The organism is Psychrobacillus sp., from assembly GCF_056205495.1.
Genome location: NZ_JBAEAP010000267.1, coordinates 1 through 1,529 on the forward strand (window position 1 = coordinate 1; position 1,529 = coordinate 1,529).

A 1,529-nucleotide genomic window follows, 5' to 3' on the forward strand; every position below is an offset into this window, starting at 1 on the left:
CAAGTATATTACTGCTAGAGATATATTAGACGTCATGATGGAGGAGCATCCAGGCATGAGCTATGATACTATTTACCGTAATCTTAGCACTTTTGTTGAGCTTGGTATTTTAGAAGAAACAGAGCTTGCCGGCGAAAAGAACTTTCGTATGCAATGTGAAGTAGACCATCACCACCATCATTTTATTTGTTTAAAATGTGGCAACATTAAAGAAATAAATTATTGCCCGATGGAAACGCTCCAAAATTCGATTCCTGGATATGAAATTGAAAATCACAAGTTCGAGATTTACGGCAATTGTCCAGAGTGTCATTAAAAATTTAATCTGTTAGGCAGAGCGCTAACAAAATGAAGTTGGGACAAAACTATCCTCCACATAAAAAGCCTCGAAAACTCTACGACCTAGTAAAGTTTTCGGGGCTTCTATTTGCATTCCTGTAGTTGTTTTCCGTTACAGGTCGCTATATCTGCTTGGCACTTCTTCAATCTCCTCGTCGCCTTGGTATTGGAGGCACAAGTTTCTAATGGCATTAAAACCAATGGATTTCTCACATTTCCATGGTATCGTTCAAATGGACGTGACGTATTTCCTGTACTCTGAAAAGGACAAAGAAAGATTAAAGATAGAAAACCACGTAAACGGGGCGGTTCCGCAAAGAAAAGTGGCATAAGCAAGGAACAGGTATGTGTATTAGTTGCAAGAGACCGAGACAAGGTGACCTTCTCACAAACTTTAGGAATGGGACGATTGACAAAGAACAATATATGTACCGAGGCTTGGCGTGCCTTTAAAACTTATGCCAATTAAAAGGATATAGCCATTTATCAGTATAAGTCTGATGGTAAAATTCGCACAAAGGGGCTATATCATATTCGAACGTCAACTACTACCACCGAAGACTGAAGGGGTGAATACAACGCTTTAGTGGCGTGGCGACAAAGTATCTAAACAATTATCTTACGTGGTTTCAGGTATTAGAGAGCCTCCACCATCAACGAAATGAATTCACAATGAACGACATGATAATAAAAGGGGATTTAATTCCAATATAGAAACATATGATACAATTAGATTATTTAAATTTACTTTTAAGGTCATTTCTTTAAACATAGCAGGGTTGTTTAAAAAAATCAGAGAAAAGGAGTGGAGGAAATTTGAAGTATTGGTTAATATTTTTCGGAATTGCCCTCTCTATTATTTTTGGAGGAGGGTTTTTAATTAGATTTATGCGTGATGGAGATTTCTATATTGCTGAATTTATTGGTGGAATTATAGGGATAGCTATTTTACTAATAGGATTATTTAAAAACGGTTCTATGAAACCAGATAATCCCTTATGAGTCAAACGGAGAGCATTAGTACAATAAGACAATATAACATACGGAACTTCCAACTCTATGGAAGTTCCGTTTTCCTTTCAATATATTGTCAACAACAGACTTTTATAGAGCTTATAAAAAAGTAAAAACGAGAAATCAAGTTGCCGATTTCTCGTTTTTTATATACTGTCTAATTATGTCCCGGTCTC

At 36.4% G+C, this 1,529-nt stretch carries 2 protein-coding genes and 1 pseudogene; all 3 read left to right on the forward strand.

All coding sequences use genetic code 11. The annotated features are described in order from the left end of the window. The coding region (locus AC06OU_RS07745; RefSeq protein WP_475855051.1) for a Fur family transcriptional regulator at positions 1–316 on the forward strand (316 nt) is incomplete at its 5' end. 184 nt (positions 317–500) lie between these two features. Beyond that, positions 501–1,088 (forward strand): annotated as a pseudogene (locus AC06OU_RS07750) (IS1595 family transposase); the annotation flags it as partial. 67 nt (positions 1,089–1,155) lie between these two features. Continuing rightward, positions 1,156–1,341, forward strand: a complete 186-nt coding sequence (locus AC06OU_RS07755) for a hypothetical protein (RefSeq protein WP_475855052.1) — start codon at positions 1,156–1,158, stop codon at positions 1,339–1,341. Positions 1,342–1,529: the final 188 nt, after the last annotated feature.